This is a genomic window from uncultured Leptotrichia sp., assembly GCF_938036635.1.
Classification (GTDB): Bacteria; Fusobacteriota; Fusobacteriia; order Fusobacteriales; family Leptotrichiaceae; genus Leptotrichia; species Leptotrichia hongkongensis.
The window spans coordinates 1-1,411 of record NZ_CALHQO010000392.1 but is presented as its reverse complement, the minus strand read 5'-3'; the positions used below and the strand labels follow the sequence as shown (position 1 = coordinate 1,411).

The following is a 1,411-nucleotide window of genomic DNA, read 5'->3' as shown; positions in this document are numbered from 1 at the left end:
ATCCTCTATTCAATTTATAAAGATTTGTTTTTGACTCTCCTCTATATTCTTCTTCAAATTTTTCTTCTCTCATAACAGCACTCATAATTTTTTCCTTAAATGAAAATTTTATTACTCCTGTATTTTTCATATAATTTTTGTCATCATGATACTCATATAACTCATTTTTAAGTTTAATTTCTTTAGATTCTTTTATTTTTATGAATTTTGATAATCCACTTTTTTCAATAATAAAATCTTCATTATTCTCAACGGATTTATAGATAATCATATAATCGATTTTTCGTCTTTCTTTACTTAAATTTAACATTTCTAAAATATTTGTCTTCCCACTACCATTTTTCCCAATCAATAAATTAACACTATCTATATTCCCCTTTGTTTTATCAATAGAGTAAAAATTTTCTATATTATTATTTGCAGATTCACATTTTTTATTGATTGATAATGTGTCTTTATCTCTATTATACTTAATTTCATAATTATTATCAAAAGTAATTTCAAAATCTTTCAATCCTTTATATTCTTTTATATACATATATATTGGAAACATTTCATTTTCTCCTTAAATTTTTATATTAAATTCCTCTAAAATATCTTTAGTCAATTTCGCCAAAGGCTCTCCATTTTCTATTCTTTTTCTATACGGCTCTTTCACAATATCTTTAAAATATTCTTCAAGCTGTTTTTTCTTATCAACATCACTTTCAAACATTTCTACACAATTTTCCAAATAATTTTCTGGATATTTTTCAATATTATATAGTAAATTTTGAATATACTGATTATGCGATTTTTCATATACTTTATCTAATCCTAAATTTCTAATACTGTTTTTTATTTTTTCTTTATTTTTTTCGTCTTTAAGATTTTCATAGTCAATTTTTACAAAAAAATCTGAATGTCCTTCTCCTAAAATTTTAACTATGACTTCTTCTGAAGTTCTAAATTTTATCCCTAATTCATCAAATCCTTTATCATACAAATAAAGAGAATCACGTGCATCTTTATTACCTTTAAATCTGCTATTACAAATTTGGCAACTAGGAATAAAATTATACAAAGATAAAGCTAAAAATGGATATAATGATTTTGGATAAAAATGATCTAAATCTGCTGTTGTTTTTTTACTATTATTTTCTTCATAACTACTAATATAATTTCTTTGGCAATACGGACACACTTCTATTTCCATTAAAAATAGTAATTTATGTCTACCCCAATTTTTATTACCATCTTGAAATTTCTTATAACAAAAAAGTTGATTCGGCAAATACTCTTCAGATATATTTAATTTTTCAAAACGTATTTCCAAAATACTTTTTCTTTTTTTATTCTTTTTCTTCATTATTTTAATTATCTTGTCAATTTCTTTATTTTCATAATCTAAAAATAATTCTTTTTGTATAAT

2 protein-coding genes are annotated in these 1,411 nt (G+C 22.3%); both read right to left on the bottom strand.

Annotated elements, in window-relative coordinates; translation table 11 throughout:
- Nucleotides 1-553 (bottom strand): AAA family ATPase (locus Q0370_RS07830; protein ID WP_299574279.1); only part of this gene is annotated, 553 nt, incomplete at its 3' end.
- A 12-nt stretch (nt 554-565) separates the two neighbouring features.
- Nucleotides 566-1,411: hypothetical protein (locus Q0370_RS07825; protein ID WP_367270878.1), on the bottom strand; the 846-nt coding region annotated here is incomplete at its 5' end.